The 22256-nt window shown below is 54.2% G+C and carries 31 protein-coding genes; all 31 read left to right on the top strand.

Going from position 1 to position 22256, the window contains the following annotated elements:
* The first annotated feature begins 26 nt into the window (after nt 1-26).
* The 31 genes from rplB to ppk2 all read left to right on the top strand — a co-directional run bounded on the left by rplB (nt 27) and on the right by ppk2 (nt 22218).
* A complete protein-coding gene (gene rplB / locus HMPREF3164_RS03990; RefSeq protein WP_004005283.1) occupies nt 27-863 on the top strand; it encodes a 50S ribosomal protein L2 in 837 nt (278 codons plus the stop codon).
* A gap of 12 nt (nt 864-875) precedes the next feature.
* On the top strand, nt 876-1157 hold the full coding sequence (gene rpsS / locus HMPREF3164_RS03985; protein WP_004005282.1) for a 30S ribosomal protein S19: 282 nt from the start codon (nt 876-878) through the stop codon (nt 1155-1157).
* Nucleotides 1158-1215: 58 nt separating this feature from the next.
* Entirely contained in the window at nt 1216-1581 is a 366-nt protein-coding gene (gene rplV / locus HMPREF3164_RS03980; protein WP_004005281.1) for a 50S ribosomal protein L22, read from the top strand.
* Nucleotides 1582-2379 carry a 30S ribosomal protein S3 gene (gene rpsC / locus HMPREF3164_RS03975; protein WP_004005280.1) on the top strand — a complete coding sequence of 266 codons (798 nt, stop codon included), beginning with the start codon at nt 1582-1584 and terminating at the stop codon, nt 2377-2379.
* Nucleotides 2380-2796: a 50S ribosomal protein L16 gene (gene rplP / locus HMPREF3164_RS03970; RefSeq protein ID WP_004005279.1), complete on the top strand. Its 417-nt coding sequence runs from the start codon at nt 2380-2382 to the stop codon at nt 2794-2796.
* Nucleotides 2797-2801: 5 nt separating this feature from the next.
* On the top strand, nt 2802-3041 hold the full coding sequence (rpmC, locus tag HMPREF3164_RS03965) for a 50S ribosomal protein L29 (RefSeq protein WP_013397613.1): 240 nt from the start codon (nt 2802-2804) through the stop codon (nt 3039-3041).
* Nucleotides 3038-3310 (top strand): 30S ribosomal protein S17, encoded by a 273-nt coding sequence (gene rpsQ / locus HMPREF3164_RS03960; protein ID WP_004005278.1) that lies wholly within the window; start codon nt 3038-3040, stop codon nt 3308-3310. The genes rpmC and rpsQ overlap by 4 nt, the downstream gene beginning before the upstream one ends.
* Nucleotides 3311-3617: 307 nt before the next feature.
* Complete coding sequence (locus HMPREF3164_RS03955) at nt 3618-5615, top strand: S-layer homology domain-containing protein (protein ID WP_070449036.1); 1998 nt, start codon at nt 3618-3620, stop codon at nt 5613-5615.
* Between the two features lie 999 nt (nt 5616-6614).
* Nucleotides 6615-6986 carry a 50S ribosomal protein L14 gene (gene rplN, locus HMPREF3164_RS03950; RefSeq protein ID WP_004005276.1) on the top strand — a complete coding sequence of 124 codons (372 nt, stop codon included), beginning with the start codon at nt 6615-6617 and terminating at the stop codon, nt 6984-6986.
* 3 nt (nt 6987-6989) lie between these two features.
* Nucleotides 6990-7325, top strand: coding sequence for a 50S ribosomal protein L24 (gene rplX, locus HMPREF3164_RS03945; RefSeq protein ID WP_048754762.1), 336 nt, complete (start codon nt 6990-6992; stop codon nt 7323-7325).
* Nucleotides 7325-7885 carry a 50S ribosomal protein L5 gene (gene rplE / locus HMPREF3164_RS03940; protein ID WP_070449034.1) on the top strand — a complete coding sequence of 187 codons (561 nt, stop codon included), beginning with the start codon at nt 7325-7327 and terminating at the stop codon, nt 7883-7885. The genes rplX and rplE overlap by 1 nt, the downstream gene beginning before the upstream one ends.
* Nucleotides 7886-7958: 73 nt before the next feature.
* Entirely contained in the window at nt 7959-8357 is a 399-nt protein-coding gene (gene rpsH / locus HMPREF3164_RS03935; RefSeq protein ID WP_004005273.1) for a 30S ribosomal protein S8, read from the top strand.
* Between the two features lie 27 nt (nt 8358-8384).
* A complete protein-coding gene (gene rplF, locus HMPREF3164_RS03930) occupies nt 8385-8921 on the top strand; it encodes a 50S ribosomal protein L6 (protein WP_004005272.1) in 537 nt (178 codons plus the stop codon).
* Nucleotides 8922-8923: 2 nt separating this feature from the next.
* Nucleotides 8924-9286 carry a 50S ribosomal protein L18 gene (gene rplR / locus HMPREF3164_RS03925; protein WP_004005271.1) on the top strand — a complete coding sequence of 121 codons (363 nt, stop codon included), beginning with the start codon at nt 8924-8926 and terminating at the stop codon, nt 9284-9286.
* A gap of 29 nt (nt 9287-9315) precedes the next feature.
* A complete protein-coding gene (gene rpsE, locus HMPREF3164_RS03920; RefSeq protein ID WP_172461391.1) occupies nt 9316-9957 on the top strand; it encodes a 30S ribosomal protein S5 in 642 nt (213 codons plus the stop codon).
* On the top strand, nt 9957-10163 hold the full coding sequence (gene rpmD, locus HMPREF3164_RS03915) for a 50S ribosomal protein L30 (RefSeq protein WP_004005265.1): 207 nt from the start codon (nt 9957-9959) through the stop codon (nt 10161-10163). The genes rpsE and rpmD overlap by 1 nt, the downstream gene beginning before the upstream one ends.
* A 1-nt stretch (nt 10164) precedes the next feature.
* Nucleotides 10165-10611 (top strand): 50S ribosomal protein L15, encoded by a 447-nt coding sequence (gene rplO / locus HMPREF3164_RS03910; RefSeq protein ID WP_013397609.1) that lies wholly within the window; start codon nt 10165-10167, stop codon nt 10609-10611.
* A 272-nt stretch (nt 10612-10883) separates the two neighbouring features.
* Nucleotides 10884-12191 (top strand): preprotein translocase subunit SecY, encoded by a 1308-nt coding sequence (secY, locus tag HMPREF3164_RS03905; protein WP_013397608.1) that lies wholly within the window; start codon nt 10884-10886, stop codon nt 12189-12191.
* Complete coding sequence (locus tag HMPREF3164_RS03900; protein WP_048779670.1) at nt 12188-12751, top strand: adenylate kinase; 564 nt, start codon at nt 12188-12190, stop codon at nt 12749-12751. The genes secY and HMPREF3164_RS03900 overlap by 4 nt, the downstream gene beginning before the upstream one ends.
* 117 nt (nt 12752-12868) lie before the next feature.
* A complete protein-coding gene (map, locus tag HMPREF3164_RS03895; RefSeq protein ID WP_070449032.1) occupies nt 12869-13705 on the top strand; it encodes a type I methionyl aminopeptidase in 837 nt (278 codons plus the stop codon).
* Nucleotides 13706-13772: 67 nt separating this feature from the next.
* Nucleotides 13773-15002, top strand: coding sequence for a 23S rRNA (adenine(2503)-C(2))-methyltransferase RlmN (rlmN, locus tag HMPREF3164_RS03890; RefSeq protein WP_004005259.1), 1230 nt, complete (start codon nt 13773-13775; stop codon nt 15000-15002).
* A gap of 207 nt (nt 15003-15209) precedes the next feature.
* Nucleotides 15210-15431 carry a translation initiation factor IF-1 gene (infA, locus tag HMPREF3164_RS03885; RefSeq protein WP_005505018.1) on the top strand — a complete coding sequence of 74 codons (222 nt, stop codon included), beginning with the start codon at nt 15210-15212 and terminating at the stop codon, nt 15429-15431.
* 126 nt (nt 15432-15557) lie between these two features.
* Nucleotides 15558-15671 carry a 50S ribosomal protein L36 gene (rpmJ, locus tag HMPREF3164_RS03880; RefSeq protein WP_004005257.1) on the top strand — a complete coding sequence of 38 codons (114 nt, stop codon included), beginning with the start codon at nt 15558-15560 and terminating at the stop codon, nt 15669-15671.
* A 173-nt stretch (nt 15672-15844) separates the two neighbouring features.
* Nucleotides 15845-16213, top strand: a complete 369-nt coding sequence (gene rpsM / locus HMPREF3164_RS03875; protein ID WP_005505026.1) for a 30S ribosomal protein S13 — start codon at nt 15845-15847, stop codon at nt 16211-16213.
* 68 nt (nt 16214-16281) lie between these two features.
* On the top strand, nt 16282-16686 hold the full coding sequence (gene rpsK, locus HMPREF3164_RS03870) for a 30S ribosomal protein S11 (RefSeq protein WP_004005255.1): 405 nt from the start codon (nt 16282-16284) through the stop codon (nt 16684-16686).
* Nucleotides 16687-16823: 137 nt separating this feature from the next.
* On the top strand, nt 16824-17816 hold the full coding sequence (locus HMPREF3164_RS03865) for a DNA-directed RNA polymerase subunit alpha (protein WP_070449030.1): 993 nt from the start codon (nt 16824-16826) through the stop codon (nt 17814-17816).
* A 100-nt stretch (nt 17817-17916) separates the two neighbouring features.
* Entirely contained in the window at nt 17917-18636 is a 720-nt protein-coding gene (gene rplQ, locus HMPREF3164_RS03860) for a 50S ribosomal protein L17, sunset domain variant (RefSeq protein ID WP_070449028.1), read from the top strand.
* Nucleotides 18637-18857: 221 nt separating this feature from the next.
* On the top strand, nt 18858-19808 hold the full coding sequence (truA, locus tag HMPREF3164_RS03855) for a tRNA pseudouridine(38-40) synthase TruA (protein WP_210398367.1): 951 nt from the start codon (nt 18858-18860) through the stop codon (nt 19806-19808).
* Nucleotides 19809-20018: 210 nt separating this feature from the next.
* Nucleotides 20019-20462: a 50S ribosomal protein L13 gene (gene rplM, locus HMPREF3164_RS03850; protein WP_004005251.1), complete on the top strand. Its 444-nt coding sequence runs from the start codon at nt 20019-20021 to the stop codon at nt 20460-20462.
* A gap of 33 nt (nt 20463-20495) precedes the next feature.
* Nucleotides 20496-20993, top strand: coding sequence for a 30S ribosomal protein S9 (gene rpsI / locus HMPREF3164_RS03845; RefSeq protein WP_004005250.1), 498 nt, complete (start codon nt 20496-20498; stop codon nt 20991-20993).
* A gap of 169 nt (nt 20994-21162) precedes the next feature.
* On the top strand, nt 21163-22218 hold the full coding sequence (ppk2, locus tag HMPREF3164_RS03840) for a polyphosphate kinase 2 (RefSeq protein ID WP_070449026.1): 1056 nt from the start codon (nt 21163-21165) through the stop codon (nt 22216-22218).
* Nucleotides 22219-22256: the final 38 nt, after the last annotated feature.

Below are 22256 nucleotides of genomic sequence, written 5' to 3'. Positions count from 1 at the left end.
TTTAACGAAGGAAAGAAATATCTCACATGGGTATTCGTAAGTATAAGCCGACGACCCCGGGTCGCCGCGGTTCGAGCGTTGCTGATTTCGTTGAAATCACCCGCTCCACCCCGGAAAAGTCCCTGCTTCGTCCGCTTCACAAGACCGGCGGCCGTAACAACACCGGTCGTATCACCACTCGTCATAAGGGTGGCGGACACAAGCGTCAGTACCGTCTGATCGACTTCCGCCGTCACGATAAAGACGGGGTGAATGCACGCGTTGCGCACATCGAGTACGATCCAAACCGTACCGCACGCATCGCACTTCTGCACTACTTCGATGGTTCTAAGCGCTACATTATCGCTCCGAACAGGCTCTCTCAGGGCGACATCGTCGAGTCTGGCCCTTCAGCCGACATCAAGCCCGGCAACAACCTGCCCCTGCGTAACATCCCCGTAGGTACCGTGCTCCACTGTGTTGAGCTCCGTCCCGGTGGTGGCGCAAAGCTGGCACGTTCCGCTGGTGCTTCGGTTCAGCTGGTTGCTAAGGAAGGCAAGTACGGTCAGCTCCGTCTGCCCTCCGGCGAAATCCGTAACGTGGATGTTCGCTGCCGTGCAACCGTGGGCGAGGTTGGCAACGCAGAGCAGTCCAACATCAACTGGGGTAAGGCAGGCCGCAACCGCTGGAAGGGCATCCGTCCGACCGTTCGCGGTGTGGTTATGAACCCGGTTGACCACCCGCATGGTGGTGGTGAGGGTAAGACCTCCGGTGGTCGTCACCCGGTTAACCCCAATGGTAAGCCCGAGGGTCGTACTCGTCGTCCCAATAAGGAAAGCGACAAGCTCATCGTTCGTCGCCGTCGTACTGGCAAGAAGCGCTAAGGAGCCTGACACATGCCTCGTAGTTTGAAGAAGGGCCCTTTCGTTGATCAGCACCTCTACCTGAAGGTAGCGGCTCAGAACGAGAAGGGCACCAAGAATGTTATTAAGACTTGGTCCCGTCGCTCGATGATTATTCCCGATATGCTCGGGCACACCATCGCAGTGTACGACGGACGCAAGCACGTACCGGTATTCATTACCGAGTCGATGGTTGGGCACAAGCTCGGCGAGTTTGCACCCACCCGCACTTTCCGCAGCCATGTGAAGGACGACCGTAAGGGTAAGCGTCGCTAATCGGATAATCCGATCAGTTACGTTTCCTTTTCGGCATAAGACGAAAGAGAGATAGGCAATGGAAGCCAAGGCATCAGCGCGTTTTGTTCGCGTTACGCCTATGAAGGCCCGCCGTGTCGTCAACCTGATCCGTGGTAAGCAAGCGGAAGAGGCTCTGGCGATTCTGAAATTCGCACCCCAGGGTGCTTCAGAACCGGTATATAAAATCGTTGCTTCGGCAGTAGCAAACGCTCGCCAGAAGGCGACCCAGGAAGGTCTGCCGTTCCGCGAGGAAGAGCTGTTCATCAGCGAAGCATTCGTGAATGAAGGTCCGACCATGAAGCGCATTCAGCCCCGCGCGCAGGGTCGTGCATACCGTATCAATAAGCGCACCAGCCACATCACCGTGGTAGTTGCTACCCCGGAGAAGGAGGAGGACCGCTAAATGGGTCAGAAAATTCACCCGAACGGTTTCCGACTGGGCATTACCACCGAGCACGTCTCCAAGTGGTTCGCTGATTCCAACAAGCCCGGCGAGCGTTACGCAGACTTCGTTCGCGAAGATGTGAAGATCCGCGAGCTTTTGGCAAAGAACCTGGATCGTGCGGGCGTTGCAAAGGTTGAGATTGAGCGTACTCGTGACCGTGTGCGTGTGGATATCCACACCGCTCGTCCCGGTATCGTCATCGGCCGCCGTGGCGCTGAAGCAGACCGCATCCGTGGCGAGCTTGAGAAACTGACCGGCAAGCAGATTCAGCTGAACATTCTTGAGGTTTCTAACCCCGATCTGTCAGCTCAGCTGGTTGCCCAGAGTATTGCAGAACAGCTTGCAGCGCGTGTTGCATTCCGCCGTGCTATGAAGAAGGCAATTCAGTCCGCACAGCGTGCAGGCGCAAAGGGTATTCGTATCCAGTGCTCCGGTCGCTTGGGCGGCGCTGAAATGTCCCGTTCCGAGTTCTACCGTGAAGGTCGTGTGCCCCTGCACACCCTGCGTGCGAACATCGATTACGGTTTCTTCGAAGCCAAGACTACCTTCGGTCGTATTGGTGTGAAGGTCTGGATCTACAAGGGCGATTTGACCGACAAGGAACTGGCAGCTCAGCAGGCAGCCAACAACCGTCGCGGCAACCGCCGTGATGGTGATCGCCGCCGCTCCGGTGGCCGTGGTCCCCGTCGTGAACGCCGCAACGAGAATGCTTCGGCAAACACCGAAGCCAAGACTGCAGAGAACGGTGAGGCATAAATGCTTATTCCCCGTCGAGTAAAGTTCCGTAAGCAGCACCACCCCAAGCGTCATGGTCTCGCAAAGGGCGGCACCGAGGTTAGCTTCGGTGAATGGGGCATTCAGGCTCTTTCGCCCGCATATGTGACCAACCGTCAGATTGAGGCTGCACGTATCGCAATGACCCGTCACATCAAGCGTGGCGGTAAGGTCTGGATCAACATTTACCCGGACCGTCCGTTGACCAAGAAGCCTGCCGAAACTCGTATGGGTTCCGGTAAGGGTTCACCCGAGTGGTGGGTCGCTAATGTTAAGCCCGGTCGAGTCATGTTTGAGATCGCCGGTGTATCCGAAGAGGTGGCTCGCGAGGCGCTGCGCCTGGCAATCCACAAACTCCCGATGAAGGCACGTGTTGTGCGTCGCGAAGGTGGTGAATAAGCGAGATGGCAGTTGGATCCAAGGATCTGAGCATCGATAAGCTCGCAGAGCTCTCCAACGAAGAGCTGGCTGCAAAGCTGAGCGAATCGAAGAAGGAACTCTTCAACATCCGTTTCCAGGAAGTCACCGGTCAGGCTAACGCTGGTCGTCGCCGCACCATCAAGCGTGATATCGCACGTATCTACACCGTGCTGCGTGAGCGCGAGCTCGGTATTCGTCCCGCAACCGAAGGTGAGTCCAAGTGAGTGAAGTAAAGAACGAAGAGCGCGGCTACCGTAAGTCCCGCCGCGGCTACGTTGTCTCCGACAAGATGGACAAGACCGTTGTCGTCGAGGTCGAGGATCGCGTGAAGCACGCACTCTACGGCAAGGTTATGCGCCGTAGCTCTAAGATCAAGGCACACGACGAGCAGAATGTCTGCGGTGTTGGTGACTATGTTCTGTTGGCAGAGACCCGTCCGCTGTCCGCTACCAAGCGTTGGCGTGTCGTGGAGATCCTAGAGAAAGCTAAGTAAGCACCTGGGACTCTGCTTGAGCACTATATGAGGTAGGGCCTCTTCCCCATAATTCCGTGGGGGAGAGGCCCTACCTCTATGTTCTATACGTCTCTTATATGAAAGATGTACAGATGATGAAACGAAATATGTTCACAGTACTTTATGAAAACTTTACTTTTTGAATATGGTTGAAAATCCGCTCTAGTATTGCTTACTATCTAAGGTACGCTTACTAAGTAAAACCTATATTTGACGTGGTTTCGCTGATTAGTGAGCCTCTAGGGCGTTATGCCCTCCGACACACTGCATACTGAGGAACACAGACATGACTCCTTCATCTAATCACGGCGTATCTCGACCCACGCAGAGAGCACTAGCATCTGCTGGAACCGTATCGCTTGTGGTGGCATCGTTAAGCGCGATACCTGCATCGTTTGCTAATGAGCAACAGCCCGCTCCCCACGACACCAGTTCTGGTTGCCGTAATATTGCGATCACCGCTGATCGATACCAGGGGCTTCCGGGCGAATATCAGCTGGCATATTCCAACTACACCCGGAACCTTTATACAACATTCTCAAATGGACGTCCGCCCGTTTACACCGGCGGCGTTGGGGTGTGGACAACCTACGGCGAAATCCCAACCCTCGATGAAGTTATGCTGCCGGGAACCGTAGATTTTGTACCCAGCGGGCAGACCGAAGCGACAAGTAAGCAGCTTGCTTCTCCTGACGGTATTGCGATTGATGATGCACACGGCACCATCTGGGTAACCCAGACTCGTACCAACTCGGTAACCGTGTACGATCTGTACACCAAGAAGGAACTGTGGACCAGCTACGATGCGCAGAATCCGGAAAACGGGGCTGTATCGCGTCCTCGTGAGGTTAAGGTTGATGCGAAGTCAGGGAAAGCATTCGTATCTGGTTCTGGCGGCGTTACTGTGTTTGACCTGAAGAGCCACCAGGTTATTCAGAAGATTAACTTTACTAGGTCCGATGGCTCTGCTGATACGGGTATGAATATGGAGCTGGATTCCGAAGGCGGTCGCCTCTACGTACCTTCGCTGAATTCGGGAACGTTGAAGGTTATTAATACCGAAACTCTCGCCGTAGAGCAGACTATCGAGCTGCATAAAGAAGTGGCGGACGCGCAGCTGCGTCCCTCCGACGTAACGATTGATAAGTCTCTGGGTGAAATCTATGTGTCGTCCCAGGGGGATATGGACCGTGAGACGAAAGTTTCTAAGGGAAACTCCGGTGTCACGGTTTACGATTTGAAGACGGGCGAATATAAGAAGAGCATTAACTTCGGGAAGCAGACGCTTGCGGTTACTGCCGACGAAGAGCATGACGTGGTTTACGCTACCGATTTTGCCACCGGAAAGATTGGAGTTATTGACGGCCGTACTGGTTCCATCACGCATGAAGTGAGCACGGGTGCAGAAGGTGGAGCTAACGACGTTCTCGTAACCCCCGAAGGCGAAGTCTACGCGGTTGTCAGAGACAAGTTTGCCGATAACGTGACGACCGGGTACACGCTGGATCCCACCACGGGTAAATTTAAAGAGGCGGCAAGCACTGAACCCAAGGGTGAGAACGGGGCAGATACTCCGATCGTGGTAAATTCCCTTGTCAAGATTACTCCGACGTTTACTCCTGTTCCAAACATCCCTCAGTGTGATCCCGTGCAGACTCAGCAGGTTGTCGCCACGACTTCAACAGCAGGCGTTGTATATCCTAGGGGCACCAGCACTGCTCCCTCACAAACCTCTAATGGTGATACCCCCGTTTTCTCGGATGTTCCTGAAGGGTATCCCTTTTACGCCGATATTCAGTGGTTGGCGCATCAGCGGCTTTCTTTTGGGTGGGCTGATGGTACCTATCACCCCCAGCAGCCGGTAGATCGTGGGGCTATGGCAGCATATTTTTACCGCATGGCGGGCTCTCCTGAGGTAGCACTTCCTGAGACCTCACCTTTTAAAGATGTCGATTCGTCACATCCTTTCTATAAAGAGATTGTGTGGATGTCTCAACAGGGCATTACAACCGGATATGAGGATGGATCCTACCGTCCCAATGCATCGGTAAATCGTGGAGCGATGGCGGCTTTCTTCTTCCGTTATGCGAAGGTGACAAACTATGAGGCACCGCAGACTCCTCAGTTCAAGGATGTCGATCGCAATAATCCGTTCTACCGCGAGATTTCCTGGTTTAAAGACCAGCACATCACGACTGGCTGGGGTGACGGCACTTTCCGTCCGAACGAGCCTATCCAGCGTGCTGCGATGGCAGCTTTCATCCACCGATTCGCCGTCAAATAAATAAGAGGCGACACAAGCGAATACGTGGTTACTGAGGCGGTGCTTACCCCATGGTCGTGGGGTGGGCGCCGTCTTGTTACTGTTATTTGGAGTACTTGAGATGGATTCATTGCTTAAGTGAATGTGGGCATGAGAAAACCATGATCTTGAGTGAGTACCGCTGCTATTTTGCCTAAATAGTAGAGAATAACGCCGCGACCTTCGACGGTGGCGGCGTTATTTGACAGTTAAAAGCGGTTCGGCTCCTGCAGACGGACTAGCAAGGAATATGGGACCCAAGAAATCTGTCTGATAAGAGCCGAACCTGTAAAATGACGCAAGCGTCTTAACCATTATGATGCAAACTGTTAGATTTTGCATCATGTTCGCGAGTAAAAGAGAAAAAATCTTGTTAATTCATGAAGTTATCTACCTTTATATCCGTAATGTGTCTAATATGCAGGTACACGAGTCTTAAGCGTCATGAGCCAGTTTCATTCAGGAAGTACAGAGCTGCGGGTGTTTTATAGATTATGTTGCGTTATGGTGCTGGTAGGAACTTACCTAAGGGGAACCTGAAGGGTCTGACAGTGATACTCTCGCTGCGACGGTTGCGGTAACCCGCAAGATGGTGCCATGCAGCGGATGCCCCCGCACTGTTTTTTCTAATAATCTGAGAATGTGTGCATTGAAGCCCGGTATGATGCGCTATGCCTCACGATAAATCCTTTGAAATATCAGGAAAATTCCGGTAAAGTTTTAAGACTGTGTGGCTATACCCAGATATAGTCTCATAACCACGGGTTTCTCGTGCCAGTGCATAATGCCGCTATAACGGGTGGATACGCCCGCTTACGCGGGTCCAAATGCTCCTGGCATGGGTTACCCCAGGCGTTTCCGCTAACCCGCACATTTTTATGATGCTGTGGGCCCGGGGCGTCAATCAATCCCGTAAAAATGTTCCGCAAGGCTGGCTCGCGCCTGAAGGCGAGTCGGAACCGGCGAGACGACAGGAGAAATATGATTCAGCAGGAGTCGCGACTGAAGGTCGCCGATAACACTGGTGCGAAGGAAATCCTGACCATCCGTGTGCTTGGTGGTTCCTCGCGTCGCTACGCAGGCATCGGCGATATTATCGTCGCAACCGTCAAGGATGCAATTCCTGGCGGCACTGTTAAAAAGGGTGACGTTGTGAAAGCAGTCGTCGTCCGTACCAAGAAGGCAACCCGTCGCGCAGACGGATCCTACATCAAGTTCGACGAGAACTCAGCAGTTATTCTGAAGAACACTGATGGTGATCCCCGTGGTACCCGTATCTTTGGTCCCGTTGGTCGTGAACTTCGCGATAAGAAGTTCATGAAGATTGTTTCGCTGGCTCCGGAGGTGCTCTAACTCATGGCTAAGATCAAGTCCGGCGACCTGGTTCAGGTTATTTCCGGTGCAGACAAGGGTAAGCAGGGTAAAGTTCTGAAGGTTATCCCCAGGGAAAACCGCGTGATTGTTGAGGGCGTTAAGGTCGTCACCAAGCACACCAAGGCAAACCCCGTAACCGGCGCAGCAGGCGGTATTCAGAAGGTGGAGGCACCGATTCACGTTTCGAACGTGGCAATCGTTGATCCTGAGACCGAGAAGCCGACCCGTGTTGGTTTCCGCGAAGAGACTGTAGAGCGTAATGGCAAGCAGCGTACCGTTCGCGTGCGCGTTGCTAAGCGTTCGGGGAAGGATATCTAATGAGCGAGACCAAGATTACCCCCCGCTTTAAGACCAAGTACGCTGAGGTTGTCGTCCCCGCGCTGCAGGAAGAGTTCAAATACCAGAACGTCATGCAGACCCCGAAGTTCGTTAAGGTCGTTGTAAACATGGGTGTTGGCGAGGCAGCTCGCGATGCAAAGCTCATGGACGGCGCTATCCGCGATCTCACCGCTATTACCGGTCAGAAGCCGGTTGTAACCCGTGCCAAGAAATCCATCGCACAGTTCAAACTGCGTGAAGGCATGCCAATCGGCGCACACGTTACCCTGCGTGGCGACCGCATGTGGGAGTTCCTGGACCGCCTGGTTACCCTGGCCCTGCCCCGTATCCGCGATTTCCGCGGTCTTTCCGATCGCCAGTTCGACGGTAACGGCAACTACACCTTCGGCCTCACCGAGCAGTCCATGTTCCACGAAATCGATCAGGATTCGATTGACCGCGTGCGTGGTATGGACATCACCGTGGTGACCAGCGCCGAGACCGACGATGAAGGCCGTGCCATGCTGAAGGCACTGGGCTTCCCGTTCAAGACCAACTAACGACTACGTTGCAGGTCCAGAGTCTGTTACCGCAGATTAGGGAAACCACAACGAGGAAGGGCTACAGCCCAAAATGACTATGACTGATCCGGTCGCAGATATGCTGACCCGTTTGCGCAACGCAAACTCCGCATACCACGACACCGTATCTATGCCCTACTCGAAGCTCAAGGCTCGCATCGCCGAGATCCTGAAGGCTGAGGGCTACATTGCCGATGTTAAGGAAGAGGAAGCAAAGGTTGGCAAGACCCTGACCCTCGTTCTTAAGTACGGTCCGTCCCGCGAGCGTTCCATCGCTGGCGTGCGTCGTATTTCCAAGCCGGGCCTGCGTACCTACGCAAAGTCCACGAACCTGCCTCGGGTTCTGGGTGGTCTCGGTACCGCTATTCTGTCCACCTCCTCGGGCCTGCTCACTGATAAGCAGGCTGCGAAGAAGGGTGTGGGCGGCGAAGTTCTCGCCTACATCTGGTAGTCGGTTAGAAGAGAAAGGAAGAGAAGAATGTCACGTATTGGACGTCTCCCCATCTCGGTTCCAGCCGGCGTTGAGGTAAAGGTCGATGGCAACCTGGTGACCGTTAAAGGTTCCAAGGGTGAGCTGAGCCACCAGGTGGCTTCCCCCATTACTGTTGCTCTAAACGACAATGAAATCGCGGTATCGCGCCCGAACGACGAGCGTGTTTCTCGCTCGCTGCATGGTCTGACTCGTACCCTGATTCAGAACATGATTATCGGTGTGACCAACGGCTATGAGAAGAAGCTGGAAATTGTTGGTACCGGTTACCGTGTGACCGCGAAGGGTAACGACCTGGAATTCGCTCTAGGTTACTCCCACCCGATTAGCGTTTCTGCACCCGAAGGTGTTTCCTTCGCCGTGGAAGGCGCTAACAAGCTGACCATTTCGGGTATCGATAAGCAGCTCGTCGGTCAGGTTGCAGCAAACATTCGTGGTCTGCGTAAGCCCGATCCCTATAAGGGCAAGGGTGTTCGCTACGCAGGTGAGCACATCCGCCGCAAGGTCGGAAAGGCTGGTAAGTAAACATGGCTATCAAGTCGAAGGCATCGCAGCGTGCACGCCGTCACGCTCGCATCCGCAAGTATGTTTCGGGTACCGCTGCGCGTCCGCGCCTGTGCGTCACCCGTTCGAGCCGTCACATGTTCGTTCAGGTTATCGACGATGTCAAGGGCGTAACCCTGGCATCCGCCTCCACTATGGAAGCAGAGCTTCGTGCCGCAACCGATCTGGACAAGACCGCTAAAGCAAAGCGCGTTGGTGAGCTTGTAGCAGAGCGCGCTAAGGCAGCCGGTATTGAAACTGTCGTGTTTGACCGCGGCGGCAACAAATACCACGGTCGTGTTGCAGCAGTTGCTGATGGCGCACGTGAAGGAGGTCTGGCACTCTAATGAGCGAACAGAACGTAAAGGAAACTCAGGTGAGCGAAGCAGTAGCAGCTGAAACCGCTGAGACTTCCAAGCAGCGCGAAGAGCGCCGCAACAACCGCGGCGAGCGTCGCGGTCGCGGTGATCGTAAGAACCGCGCACGCGAGGAGGAAAAAGACAAGTACATCGAGCGCGTGGTAACCATCAACCGCGTGTCCAAGGTCGTCAAGGGCGGTCGTCGCTTCAGCTTCACCGCTCTGGTCGTTGTTGGTGACGGCAATGGTATGGTCGGCGTTGGCTATGGCAAGGCTAAGGAAGTTCCAGCAGCTATTGCCAAAGGTGTTGAGGAAGCTAAGAAGAACTTCTTCCGTGTACCCCGCATCGAGAACCGCACCATTCCCCACCGCGTACAGGGTGAGGAAGCAGCAGGCGTTGTGATGCTCCGCCCGGCAACCGCTGGTACCGGTGTGATCGCTGGTGGCCCCGTGCGTGCAGTGCTCGAAGCAGCAGGTATCCATGATGTGCTGTCGAAGTCTCTCGGTTCCTCGAACCAGATCAACATTGTTCACGCAACCGTTGCAGCACTCAAGCAACTGGAAGAGCCTCTGGCAGTTGCAGCCCGTCGTGGTCTGCCCAACGATGAGGTTATCCCCAGCTACCTGCGCAACACCAAGTCCGATAAGGCAGGTGCGTAATGGCTAAGCGTATTCAGCCCAGCGACGCAAAGCTGGAAATTACCCAGGTTAAATCCTATGTTGGTCAGAAGCAGAACATGCGCGACACCCTACGTTCCCTCGGCCTTAAGCGCCCGGGCAACAAGGTAGTGCGCACTGCCGACCCCGTCACCGTTGGCATGGTTAACACCGTTGCTCACCTGGTGAAGGTTGAGGAGGTCAAGTAAGATGGCAGACGCTATCAAGATTCACGATCTGCGCCCGGCACCGGGTGCCCACAAGGCAAAGACCCGCGTAGGCCGCGGTGAAGGCTCCAAGGGTAAGACCGCAGGTCGCGGTACCAAAGGTACCAAGGCTCGTTACCAGGTTCGTCCCGGCTTCGAGGGCGGTCAGCTTCCGTTGCACATGCGCCTGCCGAAGCTGCGCGGATTCAAGAACCCGTTCCGTACCGAGTACCAGGTTGTTAACCTGAAGCGCATTCAGGAACTGTTCCCCGAAGGTGGCGAGGTCACCGTCGAGGCCCTAGTCGCTAAGGGCGCCGTTCGTAAGAACGAGCTTGTGAAGGTTCTGGGCGACGGCGACATCACCGTCAAGGTGAACGTTGTGGTTGATAAGGCTTCTGCATCCGCAATCTCTAAGATTGAGGCGGCAGGCGGTTCTGTAACCGTTAAGTAGTCTTCAGACTCACTAGATGGCTCCCGCACATGAGGCGGGGGCCATCTTCTTTGAGCAGCAAGAGTCTGCATTAAAGCTTTTATGATGTATTTAACGTCTCAGAAATTCTAGAAAATTCATCTTAAATAACGCTCACAGAATACAAAATACACATATCTCGCGCCGTGGTTATCGACAACACCGGTGAACAGGCTAGACTGGAAGGTATGTGTTTAGCGTGTTCCTAACATCTGTGTTAGCGAATACATACCCCAAGATCTTCAGGAGGACATGTGCTTAGCGCGTTCGGGCGAGTCATTAAGACCGCCGACCTGCGACGTAAGCTGCTGTTTACCCTAGGCATGATTGTGCTGTACCGTATGGGCACCTTCATTCCCGCCCCTGGTATTTCCTACGGCACGGTTCAGCAGTGTCTTAACGCCAACCAAACTCACGGTGGCGCCTACGACATCATCAACCTGTTCAGCGGTGGTGCACTCCTACAGCTTTCTATCTTCGCGCTGGGTGTGATGCCCTACATTACGGCAAGCATTATTATTCAGCTGTTGCGCGTGGTCATTCCTCGTTTCCAAGAGCTGCACGATGAAGGGGCTCAGGGACAGGCCAAACTCACTCAATACACCCGTTATCTCACTATCGCTCTTGCGCTTCTCAACGCTACCACGATTGTGTCTATGGCACGCTCTGGCGTGCTTCTGGGGAACTGCCCCGGTATTATCCCGCAAGACGATGTGCTGCACATCCTGGTTATTATCATTACTCTGTGTGCCGGTACCGGCGTCATCATGTGGATGGGAGAGCAAATTACTGAGCGCGGCGTGGGCAATGGCATGTCTTTGCTTATCTTCACCTCAATTGCTTCCTCATTCCCGAATGCTCTGGGCTCAATCCTGGAACAGCAGGGTCCGTTCGTCTTCTGGTCCGTGTGCCTTGTGGGCCTTGCCGTGATGCTTGCTGTGGTCTACGTGGAGCAGTCTGTACGCCGCGTTCCCGTGCAATACGCTAAACGCATGATTGGTCGCCGTACTATTGGCGGTACCAGCACCTATATTCCGCTCAAAGTCAATATGGCGGGCGTTATTCCCATCATCTTTGCCTCCTCACTGCTGACTTTGCCTGGTATTATCGCGCAGTTCAATACACCACAGGGCGGTGCAGCACCCCCCGAATGGGTGAACTGGGTAAATACTTACCTTACGAGGGGCGATCATCCGCTGTACATCGCTCTGTACTTCCTGCTGATTCTTGGATTCACGTATTTCTATGTTGCGGTGACTTTCGATCCGGTCGAGGTTGCAGACAATATGAAGAAATATGGCGGCTTTATTCCGGGTGTTCGCGCGGGTAAGCCCACTGAACGTTACCTCAGCTATGTGCTAACCCGCATTACACTGCCGGGTTCGCTTTACCTCGCTGTGGTTTCCATGATTCCGCTTGTTGCGTTGGTTCTCTTCAACGCAAACCAGAACTTCCCGTTCGGCGGTGCATCGCTGCTGATCGTGGTGGGTGTTGGTCTTGATACTCTCAAGCAGGTCAGCGCCCAGCTTCAACAACGAAACTATGAAGGATTGCTTCGATGAACCGTCTTCTGATCATAGGCCCTCCCGGTGCCGGTAAAGGCACTCAGGCCGTCAAGATTGCTGAGGAGCTGAAGATTCCCGCGATTTCGACCGGCGATATTTTCCGGAAGAACATTAAGGAAGAGACCGAGCTCGGTAAGGAAGCGAAGTCGTATATTGACTCCGGCAACCTCGTGCCCGATTCTGTTACGAACAATATGGTGCGTGCTCGCCTTGACGAAGCCGATGCGGCACACGGTTTCCTTCTCGACGGATACCCCCGCAACATCGCTCAGGTTCACGAGCTTGATGCTATCCTTGCGGATAAAAACCAGCAGATTGATCGTGTACTTTTGCTCGTTGCAGATAATGATGAGCTTGTTGCCCGACTGCTCAACCGAGCTGCCGAGCAGGGGCGCACCGACGATAATGAAGAGGTCATTCGCCATCGCTTGAAGGTGTATGAAGAAGAAACCGCACCGCTGATCGCGATTTATCGTGAACGCGGTATCGTCAAAGAGGTTAACGGTTTAGGCGAGATTGCCGACGTGACCGAACGTATTCTTAAAGCCCTATCTTAGGGATATACATTATAAGCTGCGCCTCCGTCATCGTGCGGGGGCGCAGCTGCATGAACGCACTGCCGCAGTAATGGTGATACGGCAATGCTCTTAGGACTCAGAACGAGAAGGAACCCTATGGCACGTGTAGAGGTCAAAACTAATACCGAATTACACCACATGTCGCGCGCAGGCATTATAACCAGCCGTGCGTTGGATGAGGCAGTTGCGGCTGCAAAGCCCGGAGTGAGTACCGCAGAGCTCAATAAAGTTTTCGAGCGCAGTCTAGAAGAACAAGGCGGAACCTCGAACTTTTATGGTTATTATGACTACCCTGCAAGTATCTGCACCTCTGTGAATCATGAGGTGGTACATGGCATACCCGGTGACTGTATCCTTCAAGACGGCGATATTATCTCCATTGATGGAGGCGCCTATATTATTGACCCGGCTACTAAGAAGCAGTGGCACGGCGATTCTGCACGAACTGTATTGGTTGGAAATACTTCACAGGCCCGCCGAGACCTATCCGATATAACCCGGGAAGCCCTCTGGCACGGTATCGCAGCACTGGCACACGCAAAGAAAATCGGCGAGGTTGGGATTGCAATCGAAGAATTCGTGCGCAGCGAAACCGGGAATACATACGGTATCATCGAAGACTATGTAGGCCACGGCATCGGTACCCACATGCATATGGCGCCCGACGTGCTGAACTACGCCGCCCGTGATCTCGGCCCAAAAATTAAACCTGGCATGGCATTTGCAATCGAACCCATGCTTGTAACGGGGAATACCGATACCACCGTACTTGAGGATGACTGGACAGTCATTACAACCGATGGATCGGATGCCTGCCAATGGGAGCACTCGGTTGCCGTGCATCGAGATGGCCTGTGGGTTCTAACCGCAGAAGATGGGGGAGCCTCTGAACTGGCACGCTTCGGCATTATCCCCGTACCGATTCCTAAGTAGCATCTGCCCATTTTGGGGTGTGCATCCTTGACAATCATCGAGCATCTATAACGCCCGAAGGAAAAATATGAGCGAAACTCTGACAGGCTGCGCCGCAGCTTCAACCGATTCCACGTCGCGCTCCACCAAAGTACCCGTGGAGATTTCAAGCGTGCGCCCTGAACCGGGAAAAATTGCGCTCAAAGCACCCCGGCGAACAAAACCGCCCAAGCATATTGCCGATTTTGATATGGCAGGGCGCCGTGAATTCCTCAAGGAACTGGGATACCAGCCCTTCCGTGCATCGCAGCTCTCAAAGCACTATTTCGAACGACTGGTTAACGATCCGGCGCAGATGACAGACCTGCCTGCTCAGGATCGTGACGAGATAGTATCCCGTGCAATGCCGCAGCTGCTAACTCCCGTGCGAACCCTAGAAGCTGACGGCGGGGATACCCTCAAAGTCGTACATCGTCTTTTCGATGGGGCGCTTATTGAATCGGTCATTATGCGGTATGACAACCGCGTCACCATGTGTATTTCCTCGCAGGCTGGATGCGGTATGAACTGCCCCTTTTGTGCCACCGGGCAGCAGGGGCTCACCCGCAATCTCTCGACCGCAGAAATCGTGGAGCAAGTAGTTGCTGGGGCACGATATCTGAAACAGATGAAGGGTCTTGACAAGGCCGATGGAGGGTCGGAAGATACCCGCCCGCTACGCGTCTCCAATATTGTATTTATGGGAATGGGCGAGGCGCTCGCAAACTATAAATCAACGATGGGCGCGGTGCACCGTCTGATCGATCCCGCTCCCGAGGGACTGGGTATCTCCGCGCGCGGACTTACGATGTCTACCGTGGGTTTGGTGCCCGGTATCCGCAAGTTTGAGCTGGAGAAACTGCCGATTACGCTTGCCCTATCGCTGCACGCGCCGGATGATGAACTGCGCGATGAGCTTATTCCCATCAACCAGCGGTGGAAGGTTGATGAGACTCTGGATGCCGCATACGATTATTACCGCACGACCGGGCGGCGCATCTCAATTGAATATGCGCTTATTCGCGATATTAACGACCAGGGATGGCGCGCCGATTTGCTGGGGAAAAAGCTCGCGCAGCGCGGTCGCGGATGGGTGCATGTAAACCCTATTCCGTTGAATCCGACTCCTGGCTCAAAATGGACAGCATCGCGTAAGGGCGTGGAGCAGAATTTTGTGGAGCGTCTGCGGGCACACGGTATCCCAACGACAATTCGCGATACTCGCGGTTCTGATATTGATGGTGCATGTGGCCAGCTCGCTGCCAAAGAAGAAGAGTAGGGGCGCCTCATACCGGATAATAGTCCTTATTCTGCAGTTGTTTAAAAGGCAACTATGTCGTATAGTTGATAGTTGGCTGTTTGTACCAGCGTTAAGTGCGCCCTTTTGCAGGTGTAAAACGCTCTTCACCAGTGTGTGAAGATATACAGCATCAGAAGATAGAACTGTTCAGAGCGTAAACTCTGGGCACCGACGTTAGCGGAGGATATGGCAAAGAAAGACGGCGTCATCGAGATCGAGGGCTCTGTGGTTGAGGCTTTGCCCAATGCGATGTTCCGTGTTGAGCTAGACAATGGTCACAAGGTTCTCGCGCACATCTCGGGTAAGATGCGTCAGCACTACATTCGAATCCTGCCTGAGGATCGCGTGGTAGTGGAACTGAGCCCCTACGACCTGTCCCGTGGTCGTATCGTCTACCGTTATAAGTAAAACCCGATCATTAAACGTCGCTTCGGCGGCGTTTAAGTCGTGTTCATAGGGATAAATAGTTCTTCTGGTTGCCCAGTAAGAACCTCTTATCTCGCCAGTTATCAAGTTGCAATCAAAAGGAATGCGATGAAGGTCAAGCCGAGCGTTAAGCCGATCTGCGATAAGTGCAAAGTGATTCGCCGTCATGGCGTAGTCATGGTGATCTGCGAAAACCCGCGCCACAAACAGCGCCAGGGCTAAGCCCACGGTAGCTGCGTAACACCGCCTGCGGGCGGAATCGTCATAGGCACCGCTCCGCATTTTTTATCGAGTGATAAAGGATGTGGATACCTCCGGACTCAGAGGCCGGGGACCGGGCAAATACCCGGGCAGTGATGCTACAGACCTCTGGAAAACAACAAGGAGAAGCCAGTATGGCACGTCTCGCTGGAGTTGATATTCCCCGCGAAAAGCGCGTGGAAGTTGCTCTCACTTACATTTACGGCGTGGGCAAGACCCGTGCTCACGAAACCCTCGCTGCTACCGGCGTGAACCCTGACACCCGCGTCAAGGATCTCACCGACCAGGAGCTCGTGGCACTTCGTGACTTCATCGAAGGCAACTACAAGGTTGAAGGTGATCTTCGCCGCGAGGTTGCAGCCGATATTCGCCGCAAGGTTGAAATCGGCAGCTACCAGGGTCTGCGTCACCGTCGCGGCCTGCCGGTTCACGGTCAGCGCACCAAGACCAACGCACGTACCCGTAAGGGCCCAAAGCGTACCGTCGCAGGTAAGAAGAAGTAAGCAACGTTGCTCTGTCGAACTATCAGTATCGACCAACGTATTAGAAAACCTTTGTAGGAGAATCAATAATGCCTCCCAAGACTCGCGCCGCGGCTGCTCGCAAGACCCGCCGCAAGGTCAGCAAGAATATCGTTGCTGGTCAGGCTCACATCAAGTCGACCTTCAACAACACTATCGTCTCCATTACCGATCCCACTGGTGCAGTAATCTCGTGGTCCTCTGCAGGCGACATGGGTTTCAAGGGCTCTCGTAAGTCCACCCCCTACGCCGCACAGCTAGCTGCTGAGACTGCCGCAAACCGTGCTAAGGAACACGGCGTCCGTAAGGTTGATGTTTTCGTAAAGGGCCCCGGTTCTGGCCGTGAGACCGCAATCCGCTCTCTGCAGGCAGCAGGCCTAGAGGTTGGTTCGATTCAGGACGTAACCCCCGTAGCTCACAACGGTTGCCGTCCGCCGAAGCGCCGCCGCGTCTAATTAGGCGAATGCCTAATCCCTCTGCGGCTGTCGTCTTCACAGATAACACCAAAGAGTCCAGACACCCGTCTGCTTCCTAAAATCTGTTTTCCCAAACTTGTGGGCTCATATAGCGGAGCTCACCGAAAGGAAACAAAGTGCTTATTGCACAGCGCCCCACTCTGACTGAAGAGGTCGTAGCGCCGAACCGTTCGCGCTTCACCATCGAGCCCCTTGAGCCGGGCTTCGGCTACACCATGGGTAACTCCCTCCGCCGCACCCTGCTGTCCTCCATTCCCGGCGCCGCTGTTACCAGCGTTCGTATCGACGGTGTTTTGCACGAGTTCAGCACTGTTCCCGGAGTTACCGAAGATGTCACCGAGATTATCTTGAACGTCAAGAAGCTCTCGATTTCTTCGGAAAATGACGAGCCCGTAGTTGCATACCTGCGTAAGCAGGGCGAGGGTGAACTTACTGCAGCCGACATTGAAGTACCTGCCGGTGTTGAGATTCACAACCCGGAACTGCACATCGCAACCCTCAATGCGAAGGCAAACTTCAATGCCGAACTGATTATTGAGCGCGGTCGCGGTTATGTGTCTGCAGCTCAGAACAAGACCGGTGATGCAGAGATCGGCCGTATTCCGGTTGATTCTATTTACTCCCCGGTTCTGAAGGTTACCTTCAGCGTTAACGCAACCCGTGTTGAACAGCGCACCGACTTCGACAGCCTGACTTTGGACGTCGAAACCAAGGAAGCCATTGCACCGCGCGATGCCGTCGCATCCGCAGGCAGCACCCTGGTTGAGCTCTTCGGACTTGCACGTGAGCTCAACGTTGCTGCCGAGGGTATCGAGGTTGGTCCGTCGCCTGCCGACGAGTCCATGGCTGCCGATTTGGCTCTGCCGATTGAGGACCTTAACATGTCCGTTCGATCCTACAACTGCCTCAAGCGCGAGGGCATCCACACCGTGGGCGAGCTCGTGACTCGTAGCGAGGCGGATCTGATGGATATTCGTAACTTCGGTGCTAAATCCATTGATGAGGTCAAGGATAAGCTGCATGAGCTTGGTCTGGCTCTCAAGGATTCCCCTCCGGGCTTTGAACCCGTTGCTCGTGCATACGATGACGAAGACGGTTCCGGCGAATAAATTTCGATCGAATAGTTCACCCGGTTGTTCCGGGATCAGTAATCGTGGTTCCTAAGTCCCGTTGTTGGGGCGGTGGAACGTAAATCATGGAGAAATAACTATGCCTACTCCCACTAAGGGTCCCCGCCTCGGCGGTTCCCCGACCCATGAGCGCCTAATGCTCAATAACCTGTCGGCGCAGCTCTTCCAGCACAAGCGCATCACCACCACCTTGACTAAGGCAAAGCGTATGCGCCCGGTGGCTGAACGTTTCATCACCTTCGGTAAGAAGGGCGATTTGGCGGCTCGCCGTCGCGTGCTGCGATCCATTACCGACAAGTCCGTAGTACACGAGCTTTTTACTGTAATCGCACCGGCAATGGCCGAGCGTCCCGGTGGCTACACTCGCATCACCAAGATCGGTAACCGTAAGGGCGATAACGCACCTATGGCCGTTATCGAACTCGTAATGGAGCCTGTAGAAACTAAGGGTGCTGTTGCAGAAGCTACCAAGGTTACTGAGAAGGCTGCCGAAGCTCCCAAGGCTGAAGCAAAGAAGACAAAAGCTGAAAAGGCTGAACCTAAGGAAGAAGCTAAGCCCGCTAAGTCTGAAGGTACCGAGGGTCTGCCCGCAGGTGCACACGCTCCGTTAGAATCTGGTGAGGCTCCCGAAGGCTTCGAGGTCAAGGGTAACGCTGACTCGATGAAGTACCACGTGCCTGGCTCCCGCTGGTATGCAAACACCATCGCCGAAATCTGGTTTGCCTCCGCTGAGTCGGCTGAGGCGGCAGGTTACGCACCCGCCGGTGGTGCAGCAGCTCAGAAGGTTTCTGCTGAGTAAGCACAGCTAACACGCGCGTTAGTGTATCGTCAAAATCCGTCGCCTAGGTTCATAGGCGACGGATTTTGCGTGTTTCAGACGTACATTCTTGGGCAATTCACCAGGTATTGTTGAAGGGCGAAAGGGGGAAAGCTACTGTGTCTGATCAGTTACAAGAACCTGGTCCTCAGGCATCACAGATCAACCTGGACTCACAGTCATCATCTGGCGATGGGGACGTGCTGGGCACGCAGCGGGTACGTATCGACTGCGCCTATGACGGCACGTTGTTTAGCGGGTGGGCAAGGCAGCCTAATCTGGTAACTGTGCAGGGTGTATTAGAGGATGCGCTGGAGCTGGTGCTTCGCACGCATCACCGAGTGACGGTCGCCGGTCGTACCGATGCCGGAGTACATGCACAGGCGCAAACTATTCACCTTGATATTGCCGCCGAAACCTGGCAGAAACTTACCGGGCGTGACGGGCTGGCAGATCCAGCTGAGTCGCTCAAGCGTAAGGTTTCTGGTGCCCTGAAACGAACCCTGGCGCAGGCAGAACATACGCTAGGAATCCCTGAGCGTATGCGCGGGCTTCTTCAAGGATCTCTTGTGCTTCACCAGGTACAGCCCGTGCCGCAGGACTTTGATGCGCGGTTTTCAGCGACCGGCAGGCGGTATACGTACCGCATCCTGGATGGACAGGGGAGTAGCCCCGATCCGCTGCGCCGCGCGTATGCCTGGTGCATTCCCGAAAGCCTAGACCTTGAAGATCTTAACAAGGCAGCTCATGAACTTACGGGGCTACATGATTTTCTCTCGTTCTGTAAGCCGCGTGAGGGAGCTACGACGATTCGTGAACTCCGCCGTATATACCTAACACGCCATGATGACGGAGTTATTGAAGCGACAGTTGAGGCAGACGCTTTTTGTCACCATATGGTGCGCTCGCTTATAGGGGCACTAGTTCTCTACGGCACCGGAAAACGGACCCAAGCATGGCTGCGGGAACGCCTAGAAAACCCGCAGCGGGATGCCTCACTCATTATGGCACCCCCGCATGGATTAGCTCTTGCACACATTGATTATCCAGCGCCTGAAGAGTACGGTCTGCAGGCACGAGCTACTCGGGCGATGCGGCAGAGCAACATTTTTAACGGGGAATCCGCGCCATTTAAGGGTTTTGGTGTGGATTAAGCACCTAAATTGCTGTATAGTTTTGCTAGTTGTGCGTGTTCTGCCCGAGCACGCTCTCGGCACTGTCTAGTTGCAGGACGTCAAGGTGCCGCAGAGTACGGGTCAGAACGGGCGAGCATTCGGTCCTCACCCGGATTCGTCATGCACGTAGTAATAGGCGTGATACCCAACTAAGCGCCGAATGTACATTTCGAGACAAAGGCCAATATTTTGCGCACTTATACTCCTAAGCCCGGCGAAGTTGAGCGCCAGTGGCACATCATTGATGCCACCGATGTGGTGCTCGGTCGCCTCGCAAGCCAGACCGCTATCCTGCTGCGCGGTAAGCACAAGCCGACTTTTACCCCGAACGTGGACACCGGCGATTTCGTGATCATCGTGAATGCCGAGAAGGTCGCTCTGACCGGTGCAAAGCTTGAGCAGAAGCGTGCATACCGCCACTCGGGTTACCCTGGCGGTCTGAAGTCCGTCAATTATGCAGAGCTTCTTGAAACCAACCCTGTTCGTGCAGTTGAGAAGGCTGTGAAGGGCATGCTGCCTAAGAACAAGCTAGCTGCACAGCAGATCAAGAAGCTGAAGGTCTACGCTGGTCCCGAGCACCCGCACGCGGCACAGCAGCCCAAGACCTACGAATTCAACCAGGTCGCCCAGTAATTCGGGCCTACGAAGAAACTATTAGGAGAAATCGTGGCTCAGAACGAAGAGCAGATCGTAGTCGAGGAAGAGCTCACTAGCTACACCTCGGAATCCGCAGCCCCCGTCGCGGCGGCTGCACAGACAAGCCGTCCGGCACTGACTGTTGCAGGTGCTGCAGTCGGTCGTCGTAAGGAAGCAGTGGCACGTGTTCGCGTGGTTCCCGGTTCCGGTAACTGGACCATTAACGGCCGTAGCCTGGATAGCTACTTCCCCAATAAATTGCATCAGCAGGATGTGAACCAGCCGTTCAAGATCCTGGAACTTGAAGGTGCTTACGATGTGATTGCACGCATCAGCGGTGGTGGTCCCTCCGGTCAGGCAGGCGCGCTGCGCCTCGGTATCGCTCGTGCCCTCAACGAGATTGATCGTGAGAACAATCGTCCCGCGCTGAAGAAGGCAGGCTTCTTGACTCGCGACGCACGTGTTATCGAGCGTAAGAAGGCCGGTCTCAAGAAAGCACGCAAGGCTTCGCAGTTCTCCAAGCGTTAATCGCTGGTTCTGCTGCACAAAGCCCCCGCACTTCCCAAAGAAGCGCGGGGGCTTTGTGCGTTATAAGGGGTTTACCTGCATAAGGTTGCGATAACTGTTACATTTGTCACTCATTCTCACTCTCGGTACAGTTAAAGTGTCAAAGCAGACACGAACGGAAAGAGAATTCATGACAGAAAAGAACCTTCAGCCCGCAACGGAGCAGGTCGAGAGCACCGTACCCGAAACCGCTCCTCAGTCTTCCGATGTTGCAGATCCAGCTGTATCAGAGAAAAAGCACGCGATTAAAGAAGCTCTCAAGCCTCAAGTTCGTCGCACCTCGGTGGTTGAAGACTATGCGGCAGAACTGGATGAAATGGCATCTCTCACCCATGCTCTGAGCGGAAATAAGAAAAGCTCAAGGAGCGATGCCTGGAAGATTGGCTACCCCTACGATGAAAAACTCGGTCGTAAAGCATACGAAAAAGAAAAACGCGCATTGCAGATTGAGCTTCTGAAGCTCCAGCTATGGGCAAAATCGACCGGGCAGAAAATCCTCATTATTTTTGAGGGACGCGATGCTGCGGGTAAGGGTGGTTCCATCAAACGCTTTACGGAACACCTGAACCCCCGTGGGGCTCGCGTGGTGGCTCTTGAAAAGCCAACCGATATTGAACAGACTCAGTGGTATTTCCAGCGCTATATCAAGCACTTACCCTCTGGTGGCGAGATCGTCATGATGGACCGTTCCTGGTACAACCGCGCCGGGGTTGAGCGTGTGATGGGCTATTGCACGCAGGCCCAGTACTTCGAGTTTATGCGCGAAGTACCCGACCTGGAGCGTATGCTCGTGAACTCGGGCATTAAGCTCATTAAGTTCTGGTTCTCAGTCACCAAGCAGGAGCAGCTGGCACGCTTTACCTCACGCCGCACCGATCCTGTTCGTCAGTGGAAGCTATCACCTACTGACCTAGCTTCGCTCGATAAGTGGGATGATTACACTGCTGCGAAAGAAGCCATGTTCTTCTACACCCATACCGGCGATGCTCCGTGGACCGTTATCAAGTCAAATGATAAGAAGCGTGCTCGTCTGGAAGCCATGCGTTACGTGCTCTCACAGTTCGAGTACACCTCAAAAGACCGTGAAGTCGTGGGAACTTGCGATCCTTTGATTGTACGTTCTGCAACGGATGTTTTTGAAGAAGAAGGCGGCAGTGACCCCGAAGGTTTCCCTGTCATCCAATAAATAAAACTTTTGGTTGGTTTATTCAATAAACCTGCTAA

Origin of the sequence: Rothia sp. HMSC08A08, assembly GCF_001808385.1 — a bacterium.
Classification (GTDB): domain Bacteria; phylum Actinomycetota; class Actinomycetes; order Actinomycetales; family Micrococcaceae; genus Rothia; species Rothia dentocariosa.
The sequence above is the reverse complement of the archived record's forward strand: the minus strand, read 5'-3'. Positions and strand labels throughout refer to the sequence as shown.